This window comes from Burkholderia sp. Ax-1720 (assembly GCF_011753035.1).
GTDB lineage: Bacteria > Pseudomonadota > Gammaproteobacteria > Burkholderiales > Burkholderiaceae > Burkholderia > Burkholderia gladioli.
Window position 1 is genome coordinate 1 of the sequence record NZ_VWWK01000131.1, and the last position, 21,322, is coordinate 21,322.

At 69.6% G+C, this 21,322-nt stretch carries 21 protein-coding genes; 8 read left to right on the forward strand and 13 right to left on the reverse strand.

What is annotated here, in order from left to right; translation table 11 throughout:
- A partial coding sequence (locus F3J18_RS26910; protein WP_166915183.1) for an SAM-dependent methyltransferase occupies nt 1–786 on the forward strand: 786 nt, incomplete at its 5' end.
- Nucleotides 787–800: 14 nt separating this feature from the next.
- Nucleotides 801–995 carry a DUF2905 domain-containing protein gene (locus F3J18_RS26915; RefSeq protein WP_013699584.1) on the forward strand — a complete coding sequence of 65 codons (195 nt, stop codon included), beginning with the start codon at nt 801–803 and terminating at the stop codon, nt 993–995.
- A gap of 63 nt (nt 996–1,058) precedes the next feature.
- Here F3J18_RS26915 and F3J18_RS26920 read toward each other — a convergent pair whose 3' ends face one another.
- The 6 genes from F3J18_RS26920 to F3J18_RS26945 form a co-directional block, all read right to left on the reverse strand.
- Complete coding sequence (locus tag F3J18_RS26920) at nt 1,059–1,280, reverse strand: hypothetical protein (protein ID WP_013699583.1); 222 nt, start codon at nt 1,278–1,280, stop codon at nt 1,059–1,061.
- Between the two features lie 353 nt (nt 1,281–1,633).
- Nucleotides 1,634–2,545, reverse strand: coding sequence for a carbohydrate kinase (locus F3J18_RS26925; RefSeq protein ID WP_036048955.1), 912 nt, complete (start codon nt 2,543–2,545; stop codon nt 1,634–1,636).
- Nucleotides 2,542–3,828 (reverse strand): AGE family epimerase/isomerase, encoded by a 1,287-nt coding sequence (locus F3J18_RS26930; protein WP_025098672.1) that lies wholly within the window; start codon nt 3,826–3,828, stop codon nt 2,542–2,544. The genes F3J18_RS26925 and F3J18_RS26930 overlap by 4 nt, the downstream gene beginning before the upstream one ends.
- On the reverse strand, nt 3,825–4,844 hold the full coding sequence (locus F3J18_RS26935; protein ID WP_013699580.1) for a LacI family DNA-binding transcriptional regulator: 1,020 nt from the start codon (nt 4,842–4,844) through the stop codon (nt 3,825–3,827). Before F3J18_RS26935 ends, F3J18_RS26930 begins: the two co-directional genes overlap by 4 nt.
- 312 nt (nt 4,845–5,156) lie before the next feature.
- A complete protein-coding gene (locus tag F3J18_RS26940) occupies nt 5,157–7,019 on the reverse strand; it encodes a phosphodiesterase (protein ID WP_166915185.1) in 1,863 nt (620 codons plus the stop codon).
- Nucleotides 7,020–7,246: 227 nt separating this feature from the next.
- Nucleotides 7,247–8,272, reverse strand: a complete 1,026-nt coding sequence (locus F3J18_RS26945) for a bile acid:sodium symporter family protein (RefSeq protein ID WP_017920907.1) — start codon at nt 8,270–8,272, stop codon at nt 7,247–7,249.
- Nucleotides 8,273–8,749: 477 nt separating this feature from the next.
- Here F3J18_RS26945 and F3J18_RS26950 point away from each other — a divergent pair, with 477 nt between their 5' ends.
- The 3 genes from F3J18_RS26950 to F3J18_RS26960 all read left to right on the forward strand — a co-directional run bounded on the left by F3J18_RS26950 (nt 8,750) and on the right by F3J18_RS26960 (nt 11,938).
- A complete protein-coding gene (locus tag F3J18_RS26950) occupies nt 8,750–9,241 on the forward strand; it encodes a peptide-binding protein (protein ID WP_105828840.1) in 492 nt (163 codons plus the stop codon).
- Between the two features lie 474 nt (nt 9,242–9,715).
- Nucleotides 9,716–10,792, forward strand: coding sequence for a porin (locus F3J18_RS26955; RefSeq protein ID WP_166915187.1), 1,077 nt, complete (start codon nt 9,716–9,718; stop codon nt 10,790–10,792).
- Nucleotides 10,793–10,981: 189 nt separating this feature from the next.
- Complete coding sequence (locus tag F3J18_RS26960; protein WP_025098668.1) at nt 10,982–11,938, forward strand: LysR family transcriptional regulator; 957 nt, start codon at nt 10,982–10,984, stop codon at nt 11,936–11,938.
- A 107-nt stretch (nt 11,939–12,045) separates the two neighbouring features.
- On the opposite strand, the gene F3J18_RS26965 is transcribed toward F3J18_RS26960, so the two are convergent.
- Nucleotides 12,046–13,005 (reverse strand): nitronate monooxygenase family protein, encoded by a 960-nt coding sequence (locus tag F3J18_RS26965; RefSeq protein WP_017920707.1) that lies wholly within the window; start codon nt 13,003–13,005, stop codon nt 12,046–12,048.
- A gap of 275 nt (nt 13,006–13,280) precedes the next feature.
- On the opposite strand from F3J18_RS26965, the gene F3J18_RS26970 reads away from it, so the two are divergent.
- Nucleotides 13,281–14,180, forward strand: a complete 900-nt coding sequence (locus F3J18_RS26970) for an alpha/beta hydrolase (RefSeq protein ID WP_166915189.1) — start codon at nt 13,281–13,283, stop codon at nt 14,178–14,180.
- A gap of 301 nt (nt 14,181–14,481) precedes the next feature.
- Here the strand turns inward: F3J18_RS26970 and F3J18_RS26975 are convergent, their stop codons facing one another.
- Both F3J18_RS26975 and F3J18_RS26980 read right to left on the reverse strand, forming a co-directional pair.
- Nucleotides 14,482–15,381 carry an SDR family oxidoreductase gene (locus tag F3J18_RS26975; RefSeq protein WP_025098666.1) on the reverse strand — a complete coding sequence of 300 codons (900 nt, stop codon included), beginning with the start codon at nt 15,379–15,381 and terminating at the stop codon, nt 14,482–14,484.
- Nucleotides 15,382–15,434: 53 nt separating this feature from the next.
- Entirely contained in the window at nt 15,435–16,175 is a 741-nt protein-coding gene (locus F3J18_RS26980) for an SDR family oxidoreductase (RefSeq protein WP_166915190.1), read from the reverse strand.
- 161 nt (nt 16,176–16,336) lie between these two features.
- Here F3J18_RS26980 and F3J18_RS26985 point away from each other — a divergent pair, with 161 nt between their 5' ends.
- The gene (locus tag F3J18_RS26985) at nt 16,337–17,269 is read left to right on the forward strand and encodes a LysR family transcriptional regulator (RefSeq protein ID WP_166915192.1); all 933 of its coding nucleotides are present in this window, start codon (nt 16,337–16,339) and stop codon (nt 17,267–17,269) included.
- Between the two features lie 119 nt (nt 17,270–17,388).
- Here F3J18_RS26985 and F3J18_RS26990 read toward each other — a convergent pair whose 3' ends face one another.
- The 4 genes from F3J18_RS26990 to F3J18_RS27005 all read right to left on the reverse strand — a co-directional run bounded on the left by F3J18_RS26990 (nt 17,389) and on the right by F3J18_RS27005 (nt 20,134).
- On the reverse strand, nt 17,389–17,613 hold the full coding sequence (locus F3J18_RS26990; RefSeq protein ID WP_166915194.1) for a DUF1289 domain-containing protein: 225 nt from the start codon (nt 17,611–17,613) through the stop codon (nt 17,389–17,391).
- Nucleotides 17,610–18,116 (reverse strand): YbaK/EbsC family protein, encoded by a 507-nt coding sequence (locus F3J18_RS26995; RefSeq protein ID WP_025098662.1) that lies wholly within the window; start codon nt 18,114–18,116, stop codon nt 17,610–17,612. The genes F3J18_RS26990 and F3J18_RS26995 overlap by 4 nt, the downstream gene beginning before the upstream one ends.
- 35 nt (nt 18,117–18,151) lie before the next feature.
- Nucleotides 18,152–19,078: a hydroxymethylglutaryl-CoA lyase gene (locus F3J18_RS27000; RefSeq protein ID WP_166915196.1), complete on the reverse strand. Its 927-nt coding sequence runs from the start codon at nt 19,076–19,078 to the stop codon at nt 18,152–18,154.
- A 99-nt stretch (nt 19,079–19,177) separates the two neighbouring features.
- Nucleotides 19,178–20,134, reverse strand: a complete 957-nt coding sequence (locus F3J18_RS27005; RefSeq protein WP_166915198.1) for a glyoxylate/hydroxypyruvate reductase A — start codon at nt 20,132–20,134, stop codon at nt 19,178–19,180.
- A 313-nt stretch (nt 20,135–20,447) separates the two neighbouring features.
- Here F3J18_RS27005 and F3J18_RS27010 point away from each other — a divergent pair, with 313 nt between their 5' ends.
- Nucleotides 20,448–21,086, forward strand: coding sequence for an alpha/beta hydrolase (locus F3J18_RS27010; protein ID WP_166915200.1), 639 nt, complete (start codon nt 20,448–20,450; stop codon nt 21,084–21,086).
- Nucleotides 21,087–21,322: the final 236 nt, after the last annotated feature.

The following is a 21,322-nucleotide window of genomic DNA, read 5'->3' on the forward strand; positions in this document are numbered from 1 at the left end:
GAGCTGCGCGAGCGCCAGCGTGCCACGCTGGCGGCCGAGCTGCCGGCGCCGCTGGCGAGCCGCGTGCACTGGCTCGACGCGCTGCCGGAGCGCTTCGAGGGCGTGGTGGTCGGCAACGAGGTGCTCGACGCGATGCCGGTGCGGCTGGTGCTGCGCGACGCGACGGGCTGGCGCGAGCGCGGCGTGGCGGTCGACGCGGCGCGTGCCTTCGTGTTCGAGGATCGTCCCCTGCCGGAGGAGCCCGCTGGTGTATCGGCGTTGGCAGCGCTCGACGCGCTCGAGCTGCCGGAAGGCTATCTGACCGAAATCCACGAAGCCGCGCGCGCCTTCACGGGCACCGTCTGCCGCATGCTCGCGCGCGGCGCGGCCTTCTTCATCGACTACGGCTTCCCCGCCGGCGAGTACTACCACCCGCAACGCGCCGAGGGCACCCTGATGTGCCACTACCGGCATCGCGCGCATGGCGATCCCTTCGTCTGGCCGGGGCTGCAGGACATCACCGCGCACGTCGAGTTCTCCGGCATCCACGAGGCGGCCGTGGCGGCCGGCGCCGAGCTGCTCGGCTATACCTCGCAAGGGCGCTTCCTGCTCAATGCCGGCATCACCGAGGTGCTGGCCGGCATCGACCCGGCCGACGGCGCGCGCTTCCTGCCGGCCGCCAACGCGGTGCAGAAGCTGATCGCGGAATCGGAGATGGGGGAGCTGTTCAAGGTGATCGCGTTCGGGCGCGGCATCGACGGCGGCCTCGCGGCCTTCGCGCGCGGCGAACGCTCGCACGCGCTCTAGGAGGCCAGACGCTCATGTTCCGCTGGCTGCTGGTGTCCTTCGTGGCGGTGATGGTGCTGGCGCGCAGCTGGCCCTGGCTGTCCAAGCTCGGCGTCGGGCGCCTGCCCGGCGACGTGACGATCCGGATCGGCTCGCGCGCCTATCCGTTCCCCTTCATGTCGACCCTGGTGCTGATGGCGATCATCTCGGTGATCGCGAAGCTCTGGTGACGCGATGCGTCGATCGAATCCGTGCCGCGCGCCGTCGCGGCGCGCGGCCCATCCTCCCTTCGATCAATGCGACAGCTCGCCGACGATGCGCCTGACCAGCGCTTCCGCGTCGTCGAGCGCCTCGCGCTCGCTCGCGCGGACGCTGTCCGCCTCGTACTCGGTGTTGTCGGGTGAGTCGCCGTCCGAGCGGGACAGGATCACGTAGCCGCGGAAGCGGCCCCCTTCCGCCGCGCGCGTATAGGCGTTCGCCGTATAGCCGCGGGACGTCATGCGGATGCCGTTCATGCAGGTCTCCCGGAAAGTGGGACGCTTCATCCTAGCATCGCGCGCGCGGCGCTGCCGAGCCGCGGGATTGGGGTGCGAACGTGCTGGCGACGACTCGCCGGGCGGACTTGGGCGATCGGTGAAAGTGCCTGCCAGGCAAGGAATATGGGGCGACGGGGCGAGCTTTGGAAAGGGCCGGAAGACAGGCGGGCGTGGCGCTGTGAACGCGTCGGCGCGGGCCGGAAAGATGCCCGGGAAGCCGGGAAAACGGCAAGCAGGCGAAACCGGCGAAACCGGCGAAACCGGGATAGGCGACAAGCGGGGCCGGAACCTCCCGGTTCCGGCCGTTCCCGCGATCAGGCGGGTGAGCCGGTTCAGCCGGCCAGCAGCGCGTTCACTTCCTCGAGCGTCGGCGCATGCGCGCCGGTATGGCGGCAGGCGGCGGCGCCGGAGGCCAGCGCGAAGGCCAGGTGCTCGGGCCAGGCGCGCTGCGGCTCGGTCATCAGGCTGACCAGCAGGCCGCCGATCGAGGCGTCGCCCGCGCCCACCGTGTCGGCCACCTCGACGCGCGGCGGCCGCGCCTCGAACGTCGCGTCGCCGGCATACAGCGTGGCCGCATCCGAGCCGCGCGTGACCAGCAGCGTGGCGGCCGGATTCAGCGCGCGCAGCTCGGCGATCGCCTCGGCCTCGCCGCCGGCGAACAGGTGGCGCAGGTCCTCGTCCGACACCTTCACCAGGTCGGCGAGCTTCACCATCTTCTCCAGCGTCGGGCGATAGGCCGCCGTCATCAGGTTGCGGTAGTTCGGGTCGAAGCTGATCTTCACGCCGCGCTCGCGCAGGCTGGCGGCCAGCGCCACCAGGGTGGCGGCCAGCGGCTCGCGCACCAGGCTGATGCAGCCGAAGTGCGCCCATTGCAGCGGCGCTTCCCAGCCGGCGGGCAGCGCGGCCGGGTCGAAGGCCAGGTCCGCGCTGTTCTCGCCGATGAAGAAGTAGGAGGGCGGCTGCGTCTCGTGGACGATGGCCAGCAGCGGCGGGCGATCGACGCGCTGCAGGAAGCGCATGTCGAGGCCGGCCGCCTCGCTCTCGCGCCACAGCACCTCGGAGAAGCAGTCCTGGCCGAGCGCGCCGACCGCGGCGCTGGGCACGCCCAGGCGCGCCACCGCGCGCGCCACGTTCCAGCCGGCGCCGCCCGGCACCGAGGTCCATTGCGCGGCGCCGTGGCGGACCATGTCGGTCAGGATGTCGCCGGCCGACACGAAATGCGGGAAGTTGGCGCTGCTCGTCATGCGTGTTCCTTGCGATGCGGTACCGCCTGGCCGAGCGTGCCGTCGGCGCCGGGCAGCGCGTTGAGCACTTCGTAGCAGGCACCCATGGTGTGGTAGTCGGTCTTGCCGGCGGGGCTCTTCTCGTCGCTGTACTTGCGGTTGTCGCAGGTCAGGATGCGATACCAGGCGCCATGGCGATGGTCGACGAAGTGCTGCCAGCTATAGCGCCAGATCTCGTCGTAGCAGTCCCAGAAGCGCTCGCTGCCGGTGCGCGCGCCGAGCAGGGCGGCGGCCGCGAAGGTCTCGGCCTGCACCCAGAAATACTTGTCGTGGTCGCACACCGTGTAGTCGGGGCCGAAGCCGTAGACCAGGCCGCCGTGCTCGCTGTCCCAGGCATGCGCGAAGGCGGCGTCGAACAACTCGATCGCGCGCGGCAGCAGCCAGTCGAGCGGGCGGTGTCGCTCCAGGATCAGCAGCAGCTTGGCCCATTCGGTCTGGTGCCCGGGCTGGAAGCCCCAGGGGCGGAAGATGTTGGTGCTGTCTTCCTTGTTGTATTCCCAGTCGATCGACCAGTCGGCGTGGTAGTGCTCCCACACCAGGTTCTGCGACAGCGCCGCCTGGCGCCGCGTGATGTTGGTCGCCACCAGCTCGGCGCGGTCGAGGTAGCGCACTTCGCCGGTGGCCTCGTAGGCGGCCAGCAGCGCCTCGGTGGTGTGCATGTTGGCGTTCTGGCCGCGATAGCCCGAGACCTGCCAGTCGGCGGTCGCGTCGTCCTTGTACAGGCCGCCCTCGGCGTCCCAGAAATGCTTTTCCATCAGCGCGAAGGTGTGCTCGACCAGCTCGCGCCCTTCCTCGACGCCGGCCATCGCCGCATGCGCGCCGGCCAGCAGCACGAAGGCCAGGCCGTAGCAGTGGCGGGTGCCGTCGCGGGTGGCCAGCTTGCGGCCGTCGCGCCATTCCAGCTCCCAGTCGTAGCCCTCGAGCACCGGGTCCCAATGCGCCTCGCGCAGGAAGCGCAGGCCGTGGCGCACGTAGTCGAGATGCCGGGCATCGCCGAACTGGCGATAGGCCATCGCGTAGTTGAAGACGAAGCGGCAACTGCTGACCAGGTGGCGCGTGTCGCGCTCGTAGATCGAACCGTCGTCGCGGAAGAAATGGAAGAAGCCGCCCGTCGGATCGTAGACCGTCGGCGCGTAGAAGTGCAGCGTGTGCCGCACGTGGGAAAGCAGGAAATCGGCGTCGCGAAAGTTCGCGACGGGCGGCGCCGGCAGGTCCGGCGCGGTCGGCGAGGCAGGGTTCGTCATGATGCGATTACCGGGGTGAGGGGGCGCGGCGCGAGCGCCGCCACGGAACTGCTCGCGCGCTCGATCAACCGCACGGGCAGGCGAATTTCGGTCTGGTCGGGCGCGTCGGCCAGCAGCAGCTCGATGCCGCGGCGGCCCAGCGCTTCCTTGTCGACGGCCAGGGTGGTCAGCGGCGGCGCCGCGTGGGCCGCGCCGAGGATGTCGTCGAAGCCGACGAAGGCCACGTCCTCGGGCACTCGCAGCCCGCGCGCCAGGCACACGCGCATCGCCGCCAGCGCGGCCGCGTCGTTGAAGGCGAACACCGCGTCGGGGCGCGGGCCGCCCGCGTCGAGCATGCGCTCCATCGCGCGCGCGGCGCCGGTATCGGGGTCGAGGCCGGCGTCGATGGTCACTTCCAGCGAGGGATCGAACAGCAGCCCCGCCTCGAAGAAGGCGCGGCGAAAGCCGAGCGCGCGCTGCGCGATGCTGTGGTGCGCCAGCGACCCGCCGATGAAGGCGATGCGCTTGCGGCCGCTCTCGAACAGGTGCCGCATCGCCTGCGAGGCGCCGGCGATGTTGTCGATGTTCACCGAACGTAGCCCCGGCGCCCACATGTCGATCAGCACCAGCGGGCGGCCGGTGGCGGCCAGCGCGTCGATCGTCTCGGGCTCCATGAAGCCGGCCACCGCGATCGCGTCGGGCGCGTGCGGGCGCATCTGGCGCAGCACGTCGTCGGTCGGGCCCACCGTCAGCAGCGCCGGCACGATGCCGCGGTCGCGGCAGGCCTCCTCGACGCCGTGCAGCACGTGCGAGAAGAACGGCGTGGCGGCGAAGTTGTTGTGCTGGCGGTGCAGCAGGAAGGTGAGGCGGCGGATGCGCGGGCGCAGTTGCGCCGGGTCGTAGCCGAGCTGCGCGGCGACCGCGACGATGCGCTCGCGAGTGGCTTCGGACAGGCCGGGCTGGTTCTTCAGCGCGCGCGAGACGGTGCCGATCGATACGTTTGCCGCCTGGGCGACATCGCGGATGGTGGTACCCATGCTGGTCGAGCCTGAGTGTTTAGGGTGTTGCGGATTGTATAGTAAAAAATTTCGAGGAAAACCGGCGATGCAGGCGAGGGAGCGTCGGGAAATACCCGTAATTTCGGGGTAATTCCTGATTTATGCGGGTCGGCTTGTTTATTTTGTTCGCTAAACAGATTGAGATGAGCTGAACGCGCTCGTGGGCGCGTCGGCGTCGCGCAAGGCGGGCGAGTGGAAGGGGTAAGGCATGGAGCGCCCGTCCGCGCAGGGCGGCGAGCGGGCCGCGAGAAGACGCGGCGCCAACGCTCTGGACGCGTAACGGCGGCGTGTTTAGTCGTTCGCGCGAGGCGCGGCGCCGGCGCCGTCCGGCACGTCGGGCGCGTTCGATTGTTCTCCGTGGGCGCGCAGCCAGGCGCGGCCCTCGTCGACGTCGATCAGGTACAGGTGCCCCGGCTGCTGCTTGGCGCGCCGCTTGGCAAGCGCCGCCACCGAGGCGATCTCGTCGCTGCGGTAGCGGCGCGTGCCCGGCACGCGCACGCAGCCGATCGCCATCGTCACGAAGCCGAAGAAGGCCGGGTTGCCGCGCCGGTCCTCGCCGCGGATGCCGCCCGCGAGCCGGTCCGCATGCGCGTAGAAGCGCTGCGCGCCCTCGTCGAAGCGATCGATCGCGCGTTGCGCGCGCGAGCGCCAGTCGTCGCTCTGGAACAGCACCAGGAAATCGTCGCCGCCCACGTGGCCGAGGAAGTCGCGCATCGGGTCGCAGACGTCGGCCAGCACCGCGGCGGCGAACTTCAGCACCTCGTCGCCCTGCCAGTAGCCGTATTGGTCGTTGAAGGGCTTGAACTGGTTCAGGTCGACGTAGCAGGCGTGGAAGGCCGCGTCGTTGCCGACCAGGCGCGCGATGTGCGAGCTGATCGGGATGTTGCCGGGCAGGAAGGTCAGCGGGTTGGCGTAGCGGGCCGCCTCCACGCGCACCTCGGTGACCGCGCGCACCAGGCTCTCGCCGGTGCCCAGCCCGGCGTAGCGGCCATGGTCGGTGATGATGAAGCCTTCGGTGAGATAGCGCTGGTCGTGGTTCGCCAGCAGCGCGGTGAGCTGCTCGACGGTGGTGGCGTTGTCGACGATCAGCGGCGTGTCGTTGGCCAGTTGCAGGCAGGCGCGCTTGCCGAACACCTCGCGGTGATAGGGCAGGGCATAACGATCCATGAAGCTGCGCCGGTTGATCAGCGCGATCGGCCGCTCGCCCTCGACCACCGCCACTGCGTGCAGGTCGGGCCGCCGCTGGAACAGCTCGAGCACCTGGTTGTTGGTGGCGTGGCTGGGCAGCGCGGGCGCCGGCACCCGCATCTTGTCGGTCACCGTCGCATTGGGGCGGGTGATGGTGGCGGTGCGCGTCACGCCGGGAAACACCGCGATATGCGGCGCGCGCAGCGCGTCGTGGGCCGGCGCGGCGGTGCGCGGGGCCGGCACCGTCGCCGGGCGGCCGAGGAAGAAACCCTGGCCGCAGTCGATGCCGAGGTCGCGCACCACGATCAGGTCGGCCGCGCATTCGATGCCCTCGGCGATCAGCCGGCCGCCGGTGGCCAGCGCGAAATGCTGCATCGCCTTGACCGCCTCGAACTTGCGCGGGTCGCTGGCGATGCCGTCGATGAAGAAGCGGTCGATCTTGACGATGTCGGGGCGCAGTCGCACCCAGGCGCTCATGCTGGCATTGGCGGTGCCGTAGTCGTCGAGCGCGAAGGCGATGCCCGAGCCGCGCAGCTCGGCCAGCGCCGCGGGCAGGCCGGGCAGGTCGCTGGCCGGATGCTGCTCGGTCAGCTCGATCACGATGCGGCTGGCCGGCAGCGCCGCGAGCACGCGCTCGCGCTGCCGTGCCAGTTGCACGATGGCGTGCGCGCTGAAGTTCACGAATAGCTGGCCGTCGGCGCCCGAGGCGGCGAAGGCCTTCACGCAGGTGGCGGCGGCGGCCAGTTCCAGGTCGAGCGAGCAGCCTTCGCGGGCGGCCTGCGCGAACAGCGGGCCCGGCATCTCGACGGCCGAGCCGGCCGGGCCGCGCACCAGCCCCTCGTACCCGATGATCGCGCCGCCCGCGATCGCCACGATCGGCTGGAATTGCGCGCTCAGCGCGCCGGCGGCGAGCAGATCGGCGACGCGCACGAGCGCTGCTGCGGCGACGGGAACGGGCGGAGACATGTAGTGCGAGCGGACGACGGAACGGCCAATGTAACCATCGGCCGCCGCGTCACGGCAGTGAATTTTTTGTGACGGTCACGAAGCGCCGGGCTGCCGGCCGCCGGCTTCAATGCGATCGGCGCGCGGGCATCAAATTCTTCATAGTCATTTTATTTTTAGTCATATTTTGACTATGAAGAATAGTGAATCGTAGGAGGATTGCGGGCCGCTTGGCGCGGCCCGCCGCGTCAGCGCTTGCCGGCGTTCAGGGCGGGCTTGCCCTGCGCGTCGCGGGCGTCGTCCAGGCTGAGATCGCGGGCGCCCCAGCGCTGCGCGAGCGCGGCGCAGACCATCAGCTGGATCTGGTGGAACAGCATCAGCGGCAGCACGATCGCGCCCACCGCGTGCGCGGCGAAGATCACCTTGGCCATCGGGATGCCGGAGGCGAGGCTCTTCTTCGAGCCGCAGAAGATGATGGTGATGCAGTCCGCGCGATTGAAGCCGAGCCGCTTGCCGACCAGGGCCGTCACGCCCAGCGCCAGCGCCAGCAGCACCACGCAGACCACCAGCAGGCCGCCCAGCGCGAGCGGCGGGATCTGGTGCCAGAGGCCCTGGTTGACCGCCTCGCTGAAGGCCACATAGACCACCAGCAGGATCGAGCCCTGGTCGACGAACTTCAGCACGCCGCGGTTGCGCTCGATCCACTTGCCGATCAGCGGGCGCAGCAACTGGCCGGCCAGGAAGGGCACCAGCAGCTGCATCACGATGCTGCCCACCGTGCTCCAGCCCGAGGCGCCGGAGCTGGCGCTCGCGCTCAGCATCACGCCCACCAGGGCCGGCGTGATGAAGATGCCCAGCAGGCTCGAGGCCGAGGCCGCGCAGACCGCGGCCGGCACGTTGCCCTTGGCGATCGAGGTGAAGGCGATCGAGGACTGCACGGTGGAGGGCAGGGTGCAGAGGAACAGCACGCCGGTGTAGAGCGCCGGCGTGACCAGCGGCGTGAGCAGCGGCTTGAGCGCCAGGCCCAGCAGCGGGAACAGCGCGAAGGTGCTCAGCAGCACCACGATGTGCAGGCGCCAGTGGGTGGCGCCGGCGATCACGGCCTCGCGCGAGAGTTTCGCGCCGTGCAGGAAGAACAGCAGGCCGATCGCGATATCGGTGGCCCAGTTGGCGCCCACGGCGAACTCGCCGCGCGCGGGCAGCAGGCTGGCCAGCACCACGGTGCCGACCAGGGCCAGCGTGAAATTGTCGGGAAGGAAACGAGGTCGGGCCATCGGAATCTCGGGCTTGCGGGTCGGGAGGCGGGAAGGCGGCGACGGCGGAACACGGCCGGCCGCCGCGAGTCAGCGCGTATTGTCCAGTCAAGCCCATTCAAGAGGCAAATTCATTTCACGCATCGATTGATGAAAGCTTTGTATGGAACGTCAGCCTGGGCGATGTGCCTTTCTCGCTACGTCCCCGTTTTTCAGCACAAAATCAGCGACGAAAAACCATCGCTAAACATCGCCGAAAGCGGCTTCAAATTCGTTTAAAAACTTACGGAAAATCCTGAAAAACCCTGGAGTAACACGGTGTTACATCGGTGCCGACGGTCTAACACTTTTCGGCTCGACATCAAATGGCCGCGCCCATAAATTACTGCTGAAAGCTCGCGTCCCGAATCGGGGTCGACAAGGCGACCCCCGGGCGATCGGCGAGCGGCAAACCGGGTGATCAAAGTGGAACGGGCAAAACGGACAATCGGACGATGCATGGTGGGCGCGGCTGCTGCGCTGCTGGCCTCGCTCGCGTTCGCCCATCCGCCGCACGGCGGCGGCTTCGGCGGCCGTCCCGGCCCCGGTTCCGGCTGGCACGGCGAGGCGCGCGCGGCGCAGCCGCGCTTCGGCGGCGTCAATCACGGCATGAACGGCGGCGGCCCGCGCTGGGGCTTGCGGCCGATGTCGACGCCGACCTATGGCACGCCTTACAGCGGCCATCCGCAATATGCCGGCACGCCGCAATACGGCGGCGGGCAATACGGCCGTTATCCCGGCAACAGCCCGTATCGCTCGATCAGCGCGAACTCGGGCGGCATGCAACGCCCGGGCCAGTCGGACGGCGCGGTGCGCAGCGGCTCGATCCGCGCCGACGTGGCGCGCTACAACGAGGAACGCGGCGGTGGCCGCCCGCAACCGCAGCCGCGCATGCAGGACAACGGCGGCGGGCGCAGTACCTTCTTCTCCTCGTTCTACCGCAACAACTGATTCCCTTTCGCTGCTTCGGCGCCGCCGGCTTCACCGCCCGCGGCGCTGTTCGTCCATCCAGCGCATGAGCGACGCGTGCGCCTCGCGACATCACCCGTTCCAGGTATCCCGCAACGCTTCCCCTCGCGCCCTGTGACGCGGATTCGCCACAGTCCCCGCCTTTTTATCCCGGCCCGCTTTTATCGCCACGACGCTTGCGCTATCTTTCGCGCCTCGCCGGCGTGCCGGCTCGCTCGGGGGGGCGGGCCGGCGCCAGTACCGGCGCCGTGCCCGGCGCGCGGCGGCAAGCCATGCCGCGCGCCGGCCGGGCCCAGGGCCCGCGGCTCGCGAATCACGGCGCCGCTATACCGAACATAAGTGCTCCCAATTTTGACCAGCTTATCGGTCCATGAAGATGGCCGAGCCCCATTCGTGCGCGCGCAGCCCGAACAACCAAAAGCGCGTCGATTCCCAACGAATTGATTCGGAGATCTCATGAAGTCTTTTGCTCGCCGGGCCAGCACCGGTGCTTTCGCCTGCGCCGCGTTCGCGGTCTGCGCCGTCGCCACGACGCCCGTTCACGCGCAATCGAGCCTGCAGCTCTACGGCCAGGTCGACGCCTGGATCGGCGCGCAGAAATTCCCCGGCAACCAGACCGCGGTGGGCGTGCAGGGCGGCGGCATGTCGACCTCGTACTGGGGCTTGCGCGGCACCGAGGACCTGGGCGGCGGCTACCGCGCGCTGTTCACGGTCGAGGACTTCTTCCGTCCGCAAAGCGGCAAGTTCGGCCGCTTCGACGGCGACACCTTCTTCGCGCGCAATTCCTACGTCGGGCTCGAGACGCCCTACGGCACCGTGCTGGCGGGGCGCCTGACCACGCACCTGTTCATCTCGACGATCCTGTTCAATCCGCTGATCGACTCGTATGAATTCTCGCCGATGGTCTATCACGTGTTCCTCGGCCTGGGCACCTTCCCGACCTACACGACGGACCAGGGCGTGGTGGGCGATTCGGGCTGGAACAACGCGGTGTCGTATACCACGCCCGATTTCAACGGCTTCAGCGCCAGCGCGATGTACGCGCTCGGCAACCAGTCGGGCGGCAACGGCGCGAAGAAGTGGAGCGGCCAGATGCAGTATTTCCACGGCCCGCTGGCCGCCACCGCCGTCTATCAATACGTGAACTTCAACAACGATCCGGGCGATCTCGGCAGCCTGGTGGCCGGCATGAAGAGCCAGGGCGTGGCGCAGTTCGGCATCAGCTACGACCTGCGCTTCCTGAAGCTCTACGGCCAGTACATGTACACGAGGAACGACGCGCAAAGCGGCAGCTGGCACATCAACACCGCCCAGGGCGGCATGTCGGTGCCGCTCGGCGCGGGCAGCGCGATGGCCTCCTACGCCTATTCGCGCGATGCCGGCGGCCTCGACCAGACGCATCAGACCTGGGCGCTCGGCTACGACTATCCGCTGTCCAAGCGCACCGATCTCTACGTCGCCTACATGTACGATCACCTGTCGAACCAATCGAGCGGCTACACGGCAGGCGGCGGCATGCGCGTGAAGTTCTGATCGCATGTCATATGAGCGTACGCAACAGGCATCTTGAAATGCATGTTGTTTACCGGCTGATCCGCGCCGAATATCGGTGAAAAACCGACGTTTTGCCTTTGTTGACGTTTTGGTTTCACAGCCTTTGTTACAGTTCTTTGCAATTGTGCAATCGACTGATCAACTGAAACTGAAACGCGAGCGTTTGGCATGGATACCCTCGTCAGCATGAATGTGTTCCGCTATGTCGTCGAAGTCGGCAGCTTCGTCGGCGCGGCGGAGCGCATGCAGATGTCCGCGGCGATGGCGAGCAAGCATGTGATGCACCTCGAGCAGACGCTCGGCGCGCGGCTGCTGCATCGGACCACGCGTCGGGTCGCGCCCACCGAGGCGGGACGCGAATACTACGAGCGCCTGGTGCAGGCGCTGACCGAACTCGACGAGGCGGGCCAGGCCGTCGGCGCGGCCAGCATCGTGCCGCAGGGCCGCTTGCGGGTCACCTCGCTGTCGGCCTTCGGGCTGCGGCACGTGATGAACGCCGTCACCGACTACGCGGCGCGCTACGCCGACGTGACCGTCGAGATCACGCTGTCGGATCGCGTGGTCGAGCTGATCGACGAGGGTTACGACGTGGCGGTGCGCGCCGCGCCGTTCGGGCTGAAGTCCTCCTCGCTGGTGGCGCGCCAGATCGCGACCGCGCATATCCTGCTGGTCGCCTCGCCCGCCTATCTCGAGGAACACGGCACACCGGCCACGCTGGCCGATCTCGAGCAGCACAACTACCTGCGCCGCGACGCGGGCTCGAGCTCGATCGACGCGCAGGCCTTCGATTCGCGCGTGACGCTGTCGGGCAACCTGATCGTCAACCATCTGGAGGCGCTGCGGGTGGCCGTGCTGAGCGGCAGCGGCATCGCCATGCTCGGCACCGAGGTGGTGGGCGACGACATCGAGGCCGGCCGCCTGGTGCCGCTGCTGCTCGACCTGATGCCGCCGCGCGAGCTGCCGATCTATGCCGTCTACGCGAGCCGCCGCCACGTCTCGGCCAAGGTGCGCTCGTTCGTCGACTTCCTCGCCGACCGCTTCTCGGGCCAGGCGCTGTGCCCCTCGATCGACGCCTGGGTGAAGGAGGCGGCCGCGCCGAAGGTGAAGCGCCTCGCGATGCGCTGAAGCGCGTTTGAGTTCGACCATGAAAAACGCCGACCTCGCGTCGGCGTTTTCGTTGGGTGCCTGCGGGTGCCGCCGCGCGATGCGGCGCGCCCGCGATGCTCGCACGCTCAGGCGCGGATCCCGAGCCGCGCGCGCGCCTCGTCGTATTCGCGCGTGAGGCGCGCCACCAGCTCGGCCACGCTCGGCACGTCGTCCATCAGGCCCACGCCCTGGCCCGCGCCCCAGATGTCCTTCCAGGCCTTGGCCTTGTCGGAGCCGAAGTTCATCTTCGACTTGTCGGCCTCGGGCAGCGCGTCCGGGTCGAGCCCCGCGTTGACGATGCTCTCGCGGATGTAGTTGCCGTGCACGCCGGTAAACAGGTTGGTGTAGATGATGTCGGCCGATTTCGCGTCGACGATCGCCTGCTTGTAGCTCTCCACCGCGTGCGCCTCGCGGGTCGCGATGAAGCGCGTGCCCATGTAGGCCAGGTCGGCGCCCATCGCCTGCGCGGCCAGGATCGAGCCGCCGTTGGCGATCGAGCCCGACAGCACGATCGGGCCGTCGAAACGCTTGCGCACCTCGCCCACCAGCGCGAACGGCGAGGTGGTGCCGGCATGGCCGCCGGCGCCGGCCGCCACCAGGATCAGGCCGTCCACGCCGGCCTCCAGGGCCTTCTCGGCATGGCGCAGGTTGATCACGTCGTGCAGCACGATGCCGCCGTAGCTGTGCACCGCCTGCACGATCTCGGGCGCCGGCGCGCGCAGGCTGGTGATGAAGATCGGCACCTTGTGCTCGACGCACACGCGCACGTCGTGCTCGAGCCGCACGTTCGACTGGTGGACGATCTGGTTCACCGCGATCGGGCCGATCACCGCCTCCGGATGCCGTTCGCGATGCGCGGCAAGCTCGTCCTCGATCTGCGTGAGCCAGCTGTCGAGCAGCTCGGCCGGGCGCGCGTTGAGCGCCGGGAACGAGCCGACGATGCCCGCCTTGCACTGCGCGAGCACCAGCTCGGGGTAACTGACGATGAACATCGGCGAGGCGATGACGGGCAGCGACAGGCGCTGAAGGACGGCGGGCAAGGCCATGGCGAAGTCTCCTGGATCTGTCTGGGCCCACGCGAGGCGCGGGCGGCCACATGAGTGTAGCGAGGCGGCGCGCCGCGCGCGTCGCGGACCGGCCGGGACGGCGCGGGCCGGTCGTCGCATATTAATACGAACGGTCGTGCGATTGTAGAACCACGAGCCGAACGTTCGTATCGAATGAATCCTCGCTTCTAGGGTTTGCGCCCCGTCACCGCTTGGCGGCGCGGGGCCGGCTCCTACAATGGCGGCTACAACTATTCCACCAGTGAGACATCGCCATGTCGCTAGACGAGTTCGTGCCGTTCTCCGTGACGACAGCGCAGGACGTCGAGATCGTCGGCGTCAAGGGAGGCGCGGGACCGCCGCTGCTGCTGCTGCACGGCCATCCCCAGACCCACCGCATCTGGCATCGCGTGGCAGGCGCCTTGGCGCGGCACTTCAGCGTGATCGCCACCGACCTGCGCGGCTACGGCGCCTCGGCCAAGCCGCCGGGCGAACCCGATCACGCCAATTATTCGAAACGCGCGATGGCCGCCGACCAGCTGGCCGTGATGCGCCACTTCGGCCACGAGCGCTTCTGCGTCTGCGCGCACGATCGCGGCGCGCGCGTCGCGCATCGGCTGGCGCTCGATCACGGCGACGCGGTCGAGCGCATGATGCTGCTCGACATCGCCCCCACCCTGGCGATGTACGAGAAGACCGACCGCGCCTTCGCCACTGCCTACTTCCACTGGTTCTTCCTGATCCAGCCGGCGCCGCTGCCCGAGACGCTGATCGGCGCGAATCCCGACGTCTATGTCGAGCGCGTGATGGGCGGCCGCTCGGCGGGCCTCGCGCCGTTCGCGCCCGAGGCGCTCGAGGCCTATCGCCATGCGTTGCGCCAGCCCGGCGCGGTGCACGCGATGTGCGAGGACTACCGCGCCTCGGCCACCATCGATCTCGAGCATGACCGCGCCGATCTCGAGCGCGGCACCAAGCTGGCCTGCCCGCTGCGCGTGCTGTGGGGCGCCGAGGGCGTGGTGGCGCGCTGCTTCGATCCGCTGGAGGAATGGCGGGCGGTGGCGCGCGACGTCAGCGGGCGTTCGCTCGACTGCGGGCACTACATTCCGGAGGAGGCGCCCGAGGCGCTGCTCGACGAGATCCTGTCGTTCTTCGAGGCGGGGGAGATGGCGGCCTGAGGCGGCTCGCGAGATGTCGTTTTCGTGACGCGCCGGCCGTTTCGAAAAGCCGGGCGGGCGATGGGCAAACGGGGTTTCCCGCGCGGATTTCGATCTGTAGGGAAACTCCCGATGCGATGCAAAATGCGCGCTCGTATGATGCGCTTAACGTTGATCACGTCAACGGGATTCCACTCTGAGCGCCGTTCAACACTCTTGGTTGAACGGCTTTTTTTTGTTCGCGATTCCGTTGGTGATTTTGTCCGCGATGCGCGGCGGCGCGGGGCATCCCCGCGCGCCGCGCATCGCCGGCGTCGTGTCCTCACGCACGCGCCTGCGGCACCAGCAGGTCGCCCATCCCGACCCGATGCAGCATCTCGTTGCGCAGCCGGTCGATCACCGCGAAGCCGACGTTCGCGCCGTCCTCGGTCGGGTCGATATGCACGCGGAACGGGCGCTTGCCGAAGGGCAGGTCGACCACCTCGGCCATCGCGCGGGCGACCAGGCCCGCGTCGGCGTCGGCCGGCACGATCGCGGCGAAGGCCTGCTGGATCTTCTCGCCGTAGCCGGCATAGGGGCCGGCCTCGTATTCGGCCTCGACCGCCTTGTCGGCCGGCACCCCCGAATGCGCGAAGTGGTTGGTGCCGGCGGTGAAGGCGCCCGGCACGATGATCGAGGTCTCGATGCCCCAGCGGCTCAGCTCGCGCGCATAGAGCACCGCCACCGTGTCCATCGCGGCCTTGGCGGCGAAGTAGGGCGACAGGTAGGGCGGCGTGCCGCCCGTCACGCTGCTGCTCGACACCCACATCACCAGGCCCTCGCGCTGGCGGCGCAGATGCGGCAGCACCGCCCGGTTCACGCGCTGCGTGCTCAGCACGTTGACGTCGTAGAGATGCGCGTACTGCTCCGGCGTGAAGGCCTCGGCGGGGCCGAAGGCCATGTGGCCGGCGTTGTGCACGATCACGTCGATGCGGCCCGTCTCGGCGATCACCTGCTCGACGGCGCGATCCACCGATTCCTGCGACTGCACGTCGAGCTCGACGCTGCGCAGGTCGACGCCGTGCTGCTTTGCGTGCTCGGCGAGGCTGGCCACCTGCGGCGCGTTGCGCCCGGCGATGTCGCGCATCGAGGCATAGACGGTGTGGCCCGAGGCGGCCATCGCCTCGGCGGCGAGGCGCCCGAAACCGCTCGAGGCGCCGGTGATGAGGATGGTCTTGTTCATGATGATGTCCTGTTCGTGTGAGAGGCTTGGTCGTCGATGGAAGGCGCGGGGGCTCAGATGATCCCGCCGTTGACGCGGATGGTCTGGCCGTTGATCCAGGCGCCGTCCTGGCCGGTCAGCATGGCCACCGCGTTGGCGATGTCCTCCGGCGTGCCCAGGCGTTCGAGGGGAGCCGCCGCGGCGATCCGGTCGACCAGTTCCTGCGGCTTGCCGTCGAGGAACAACTGGGTGGCGGTCGGCCCCGGCGCGACGGTGTTGACGGTGATGTTGCGCCCGCGCAGCTCCTTGACCAGCACGTGGGTCATCGCCTCGACGCCGGCCTTGCTGGCCGCGTAGACGCCGTAGTTCGGCTGGTACAGGCCGACCACGCTCGACGACAGGTTGACGATCCGCCCGCCGTCGCGCAGCCGGCGCGCGGCCTCGCGCAGCGTGTTGAAGGCGCCCTTGAGGTTGATCGCGATGGTCTGGTCGAACAGCGCGTCGTCGGAGTCGGCGAAGCTGGCGAGCTTCATGATCCCGGCGTTGTTGACCACGATGTCGACGCCGCCGAAGGCGGTCTCGGCGGCCTGGAACATCTGCGCGACGGCCGCCGCGTTGCTGACGTCGGCCTGCGCGGTGACGGCGTGGCCGCCGGCCTGGGTGATCTTCTGCACCAGCGCCTCGGCGGCCGAGACGTTGCCCTGGTAGTTGACGAGCACGGTAACGCCATCGCGGGCGAGGCGTTCGGCGATGGCCGCGCCGATGCCGCGCGAGGCGCCCGTCACGATGGCCACTTTGCGGTTCGATTCACTCATGATCCTTCTCCTGGTTGGGTTTGCGCCGTGTTTGGCGTTGAGTGAATGATGGACGTCGGCGCCGCGTTGATCATCCGGTTAGAATCGCTCGCACCATTCCATCAACACGAACAATCGATCGGCGCGAGCGGCCCGATCGAACCGGACAAGCGGGGACAGATTTGGACAGCATCGATGCCATGCGGCTCTTCGTGCGGATCGTCGAGCGGCGCAGCTTCACGGCCGCCGCCAACGACACCGACATCCCGCGTTCGACGGCGACCCAGGTGATCCGCCAGATGGAGGACCGGCTCGGCGTGCGGCTGCTGCAACGGACCACGCGCACCGTCACGCCCACGCTGGACGGCGAAGCCTATTACCGCAGCTGCATGTCGATCCTCGACGACCTGCACGAGGCCGAGGCCGCGCTCGGCGGCAAGCAGCCCCGCGGCATGCTGAGGGTCGACGTGCAGGGCACGCTGGCGCGCCACTTCCTGCTGCCGGCGCTGCCGGAATTCTTCAGGCGTTTCCCCGAGCTGCAGATCACGATGAGCGAGAGCGACCGCTTCATCAACCTGGTCGAGGAGGGCGTGGATTGCGTGCTGCGCTACGGCGTCGTGCAGGACACCGAACTGGTGGCGCGCAAGGTCGCCACGCTGGAGCGGTTGACGGTGGCCGCGCCGGCTTACCTGGAGGCGCATGGGCGGCCCGACAGCATCGAGGCGCTGGAGACCGGCACGCATCGGATGGTGGGGATCCGCACCTTGTCGACCGGGCGCATCACGCCGCTGGAGTTCGTCAGCGAGGGCGATCTGCGGCACGTGGTGCTGCCCGACACGCTGTCGGTGACGGGCCCCGAGAGCTATCGCGACAGCACCCTGCTCGGGCTCGGCATCTCGCAGATGCCGCGCTTCCATATCGAGGCCGATCTCGCCAGCGGCCGCCTCGTCACCCTGCTGGAGAGCACGCCGCCGCCGTCGATGCCGGTCTGGCTGCTCTATCCGCATCGGCGGCAGTTGTCGCCGCGCGTGCGTGCCTTCCTCGACTGGGCTGCGAACGAATTCACGCGCCGCCAGCGCGATGCGGCGGCGCTCGACGACGATCCGGGGATGTGAAGGGGAAGCGGGGCGCCGTGTGACGGGCGCCCCCGCGAACCCGGGCGGGTTCGCTTGAAATCCAGGTGGGATTCAGGCGCGGTTCGAACGCGATGCCAGCCGGCGAACCCAGGCGGCGTTCAGCCCTGCCCGTCGGCCGGCGGCGTCTCGAATCCGCTCGCCGCGATGCGCGCCAGGATCGCGCGCCTGCCGCCATCGTCCAGGTCGCGCCAGGCGGCGATCTCTTCCAGCGTGCGCCCGCAGCCCGCGCACCAGCCGGTGGCGGACTCGATTCGGCAGATCGCGGTGCAGGGCGAGGCGACGCCGGCCGCCGCCGTGCCCGTCGCCCCGGCAGGCAGGCTCACGCCGCGCCGCGTTGCGCGACGTCGACCACTGGCGCGCGCGTGAGCGACACCAGTTCCTCCGGCGACAGCTCGAACACCGCATGCGGATGGCCGGCCGCGGCCCACAGGCTGTCGAAGGCCAGCAGGTCCTTGTCGATCAGCGTGACCGGCTCGACCAGGTGGCCGATCGGGCAGACGCCGCCGATCGCGTAGCCGGTGTGGTCGCGCACGAACTTGGCGTCGGCGCGGCCGATCTCGCCCACGTGGGCGGTCACCTTGCGCTCGTCGACGCGGTTCGCGCCGCTGGCGATCACCAGCACCGGCGCGCCGTCGCTGGCGCGGCGAAACAGGATCGACTTGGCGATCTGCGCGACTTGGCAGCCCAGGCCGGCGGCGGCTTCGGCCGAGGTGCGGCCGGTTTCGTCGAGGATCACCACGCCGTGTTCGTGGCCGCGCTCGCGCAGCAGCAGCGCGACGCGGCGCGCGGAATCGGGAAGCTGGTCGATCGGAGTCGGGGTAGGCATGTCGGTTCGGCGTGAATGGATGGGATGGCCGGCGCTCAGGCGCAGGCCGCTTGCGCGTCGCGACGCTTGACGAGCAGGGCGCGGCCCGCGCGCGAGGCGTTCTCGCGGCCGATCGCGCGCGAGATGAAATCGCCCGCCTCGACCACCTCGCCCAGGTCGATGCCGGTCTCGATGCCGAGCCCCTGCATCAGGTACAGCACGTCCTCGGTGGCGACGTTGCCGGTCGCGCCCTTGGCATAGGGGCAGCCGCCGAGCCCCGCCACCGAGGCGTGGAAGATCTCGATGCCTTCGAGCAGGGCCGCGTGGATGTTGGCCAGCGCCTGCCCGTAGGTGTCGTGGAAGTGGCCCGACAGGCGCTCGCGCGGGAACACCCGCGCCACCTCGGCCATCAGCGCGCGCGTCTGCGCGGCGGTGCCCACGCCGATGGTGTCGGCGATATCGATCTCGTCGCAGCCGAGCGCGGCGAAGCGCTCCACCACGTCGATCACCGCCGCCACCGGCACCTCGCCCTGGTAGGGGCAGCCCAGCGAGCAGGAGACGCTGCCGCGCAGCCGCACGCCGGCATCCTTGGCGGCGCGCGCCACCGGCTCGAAGCGCGCGATGCTCTCGGCGATGCTGCAGTTGATGTTCTTCTGCGAGAAGGCCTCGCTGGCCGCGCCGAAGATCACCACCTCGTCGGCGCGCGCGGCCAGCGCGTTCTCCAGGCCCTTCAGGTTGGGCGTGAGCACCGAGTAGATCGTGCCGGGGCGGCGCGCGATGCCGGCCATCAGCTCGGCGCCGTCGGCCATCTGCGGCACCCATTTCGGCGAGACGAAGGACGCCGCCTCGACGTTGCGGAAGCCGGCCTTCGAGAGCTGGTCGACCAGGGCGATCTTGGTCTCGGTCGGCACGAAGCTCTTTTCGTTCTGCAGGCCGTCGCGCGGTCCGACCTCGACGATCTTCACGGCTGCGGGGTAGGTCATGGCTGTCTCCATCGTTCATCGGCGCGCGGGTAGGCGCCTTGTTGCGGGGTGGTGGCGGTGGCGCACCAGGGATCGTGATGCGGGGCGCTCGGCGGGCCCTCAGTAGCCGCGCGCCAGGTCGACGATGCCGCCGACCGGCTCGCCGCGCTCGAAGGCGCGGATCTTCGCGGCGATCTGCGCGAGCGCGCTGTCGCGTTCGGTATCGGCCGAGATGTGCGGCGTGATGCTGATGCGCGGATGGCTCCAGAACGGATGGCCGGCCGGCAGCGGTTCCTCGCGCAGCACGTCGAGCAGGGCCGCCTCGATGCGGCCGGCGGCGAGCGCCTCCAGCAGGTCGGCCTCGACCAGGTGCGCGCCGCGCGCCACGTTGATCAGGTAGGCATGCGGGGCGAGGCGCCGGAAGGTCTCGGCGTTGAGCACGCCCTCGGTATCGGGCGTGCTCGGCAGCAGGTTGACCAGCAGCTTGAGGCCGTCGGCGAAGGCCTCGAAGCCGGCATCGCCGGCGCGCGGCGTGCCGTGGAAGCAGGCGATGCCCTCGATCGACTTCGCGCTTCGGCTGAAGCCGCGCACGCTCAGGCCCAGCCCCGCCAGCGCGCGCGCCACCGGGGTGCCGAGCGCGCCGAGCCCGAGCACGCCGACCGTGAAGTCCCGCCGCGCATGCGCGTCGAGCCGCTGCCAGCGATGCTCGCGCTGCAGCGCGGCGTAGTCGTCGAAGCGGCGCAGGTAGCGCAGCGCGCCATAGGCGATGTACTCGATCATCTGCTGCGCCATGCCGCTGTCCTCGAGCCGCACCAGCGGCACGCCGGCCGGCAGCGTGCCGGGGCGCTCGCGCTCCAGGGCCAGCAGCGCGTCGACGCCGGCGCCGAGGTTGAACACCGCCTTCAGGCCCTCGCGCGGCGCCAGCATCTCGGCGGGCGGGCGCCACACCAGCGCGTAGTCGGCGCGCGCCGTGTCGCCGGGCTGCCAGGCGCGCAGCGTCGCCTCGGGCAGCCGCGCGCGCAGCTCGCGCCGCCATTCGTCGAAATCGCCGTTGATGTAGTGGAACAGGATCTGCATGATCGTCGTCGGGCTTGCGTGGCGCGCCGGTGCGGCGGGCGCGCGAAACGGTAAGGGGCTGCTGCCTGGCTGGCGCCGGGATCGTCCCGGTCTTGTGTCGCGTGTCGCGCGCCTGCGTGGCGGGGAATCGATACCGGATTCGATATCGGCATCGATACCGGAATCCGGCCCCGTCGCGCGGAAACGGCCATTCTACGGCGTCGTGCGATCTGGCGCCGCAGCGTCGAAATTGCTAAGCAGGAAAAATTGGTTCGCCGGGCCCGGCACGCGGCCGACAATCGACACCGGTTCGACCGCTAGCGAGGGAGATGCGATGTCCAACTGCAGCAAATCGGCGTGGCCGCCGCGGGTCGTGACCGTGCCCGGCCTGCATGGCAGCGAGGGCGCCCACTGGCAGTCCTGGCTGGAGCGCCAATTCGCGCGCACGCTGCGCGTCGAGCAGGACGACTGGGAGGCGCCGCAACTGGCGCGCTGGGCCAATGCGGTGCGCGATACGCTGGCGCGCGAACGCGGGCCCTTCGTGCTGGCCGCGCACAGCTTCGGCTGCCTGGCCGCGGCCCACGCGCTGCTGCGCGGCGACCTGGCCGCCGAGGTGGCCGGCGTGCTGTTCGTGGCGCCGGCCAGCCCGGCCAAGTTCGCCTTCGCCGGCAGCTTCGAGGCGCGGCGCCTGCCGGTGCCCTCGATCCTGATCGGCAGCGAGACCGATCCCTGGATGGCGCTGGCCGAAGCGCGCGAGCTGGCGCGCCACCTGGGCAGCGCCTTCGTCAATCTCGGCGACGCGGGTCACATCAATACCGCGGCGGGCTTCGGGCCCTGGCCGCGCGCCAAGTACTTCATCGACACGCTGGTCCATTGCGCGGCGCCGCAGCGCTTTCGCGAGGACGAGGAAGGCGGGCGGCTCGAGCGTCGCGCGCCGAGCCTGCCGCAGCGCGCGCCGGCCTTCGCGATCTGAGAGGCGCTCGCGCCGCCCGTCACACGTCGATTCCGCCGATTCCCGAAGCGCCTCGCGCGCTTCAGCCGCGCGAGCGCGTATTGCCCGCGCCCGAATCGGGCAGGCGGCTGGGCGGGATGTTCGAGGGCGGGCCGGCGTCGCCGTTTGCATCGCCGTTCGGCGCGCCGCCGGGCGGCACCGCCGAGCCGGGATTGCCGGGGCCGCCGGGCGGCGGTTCGGCCTCCGAGGCGCCTTGC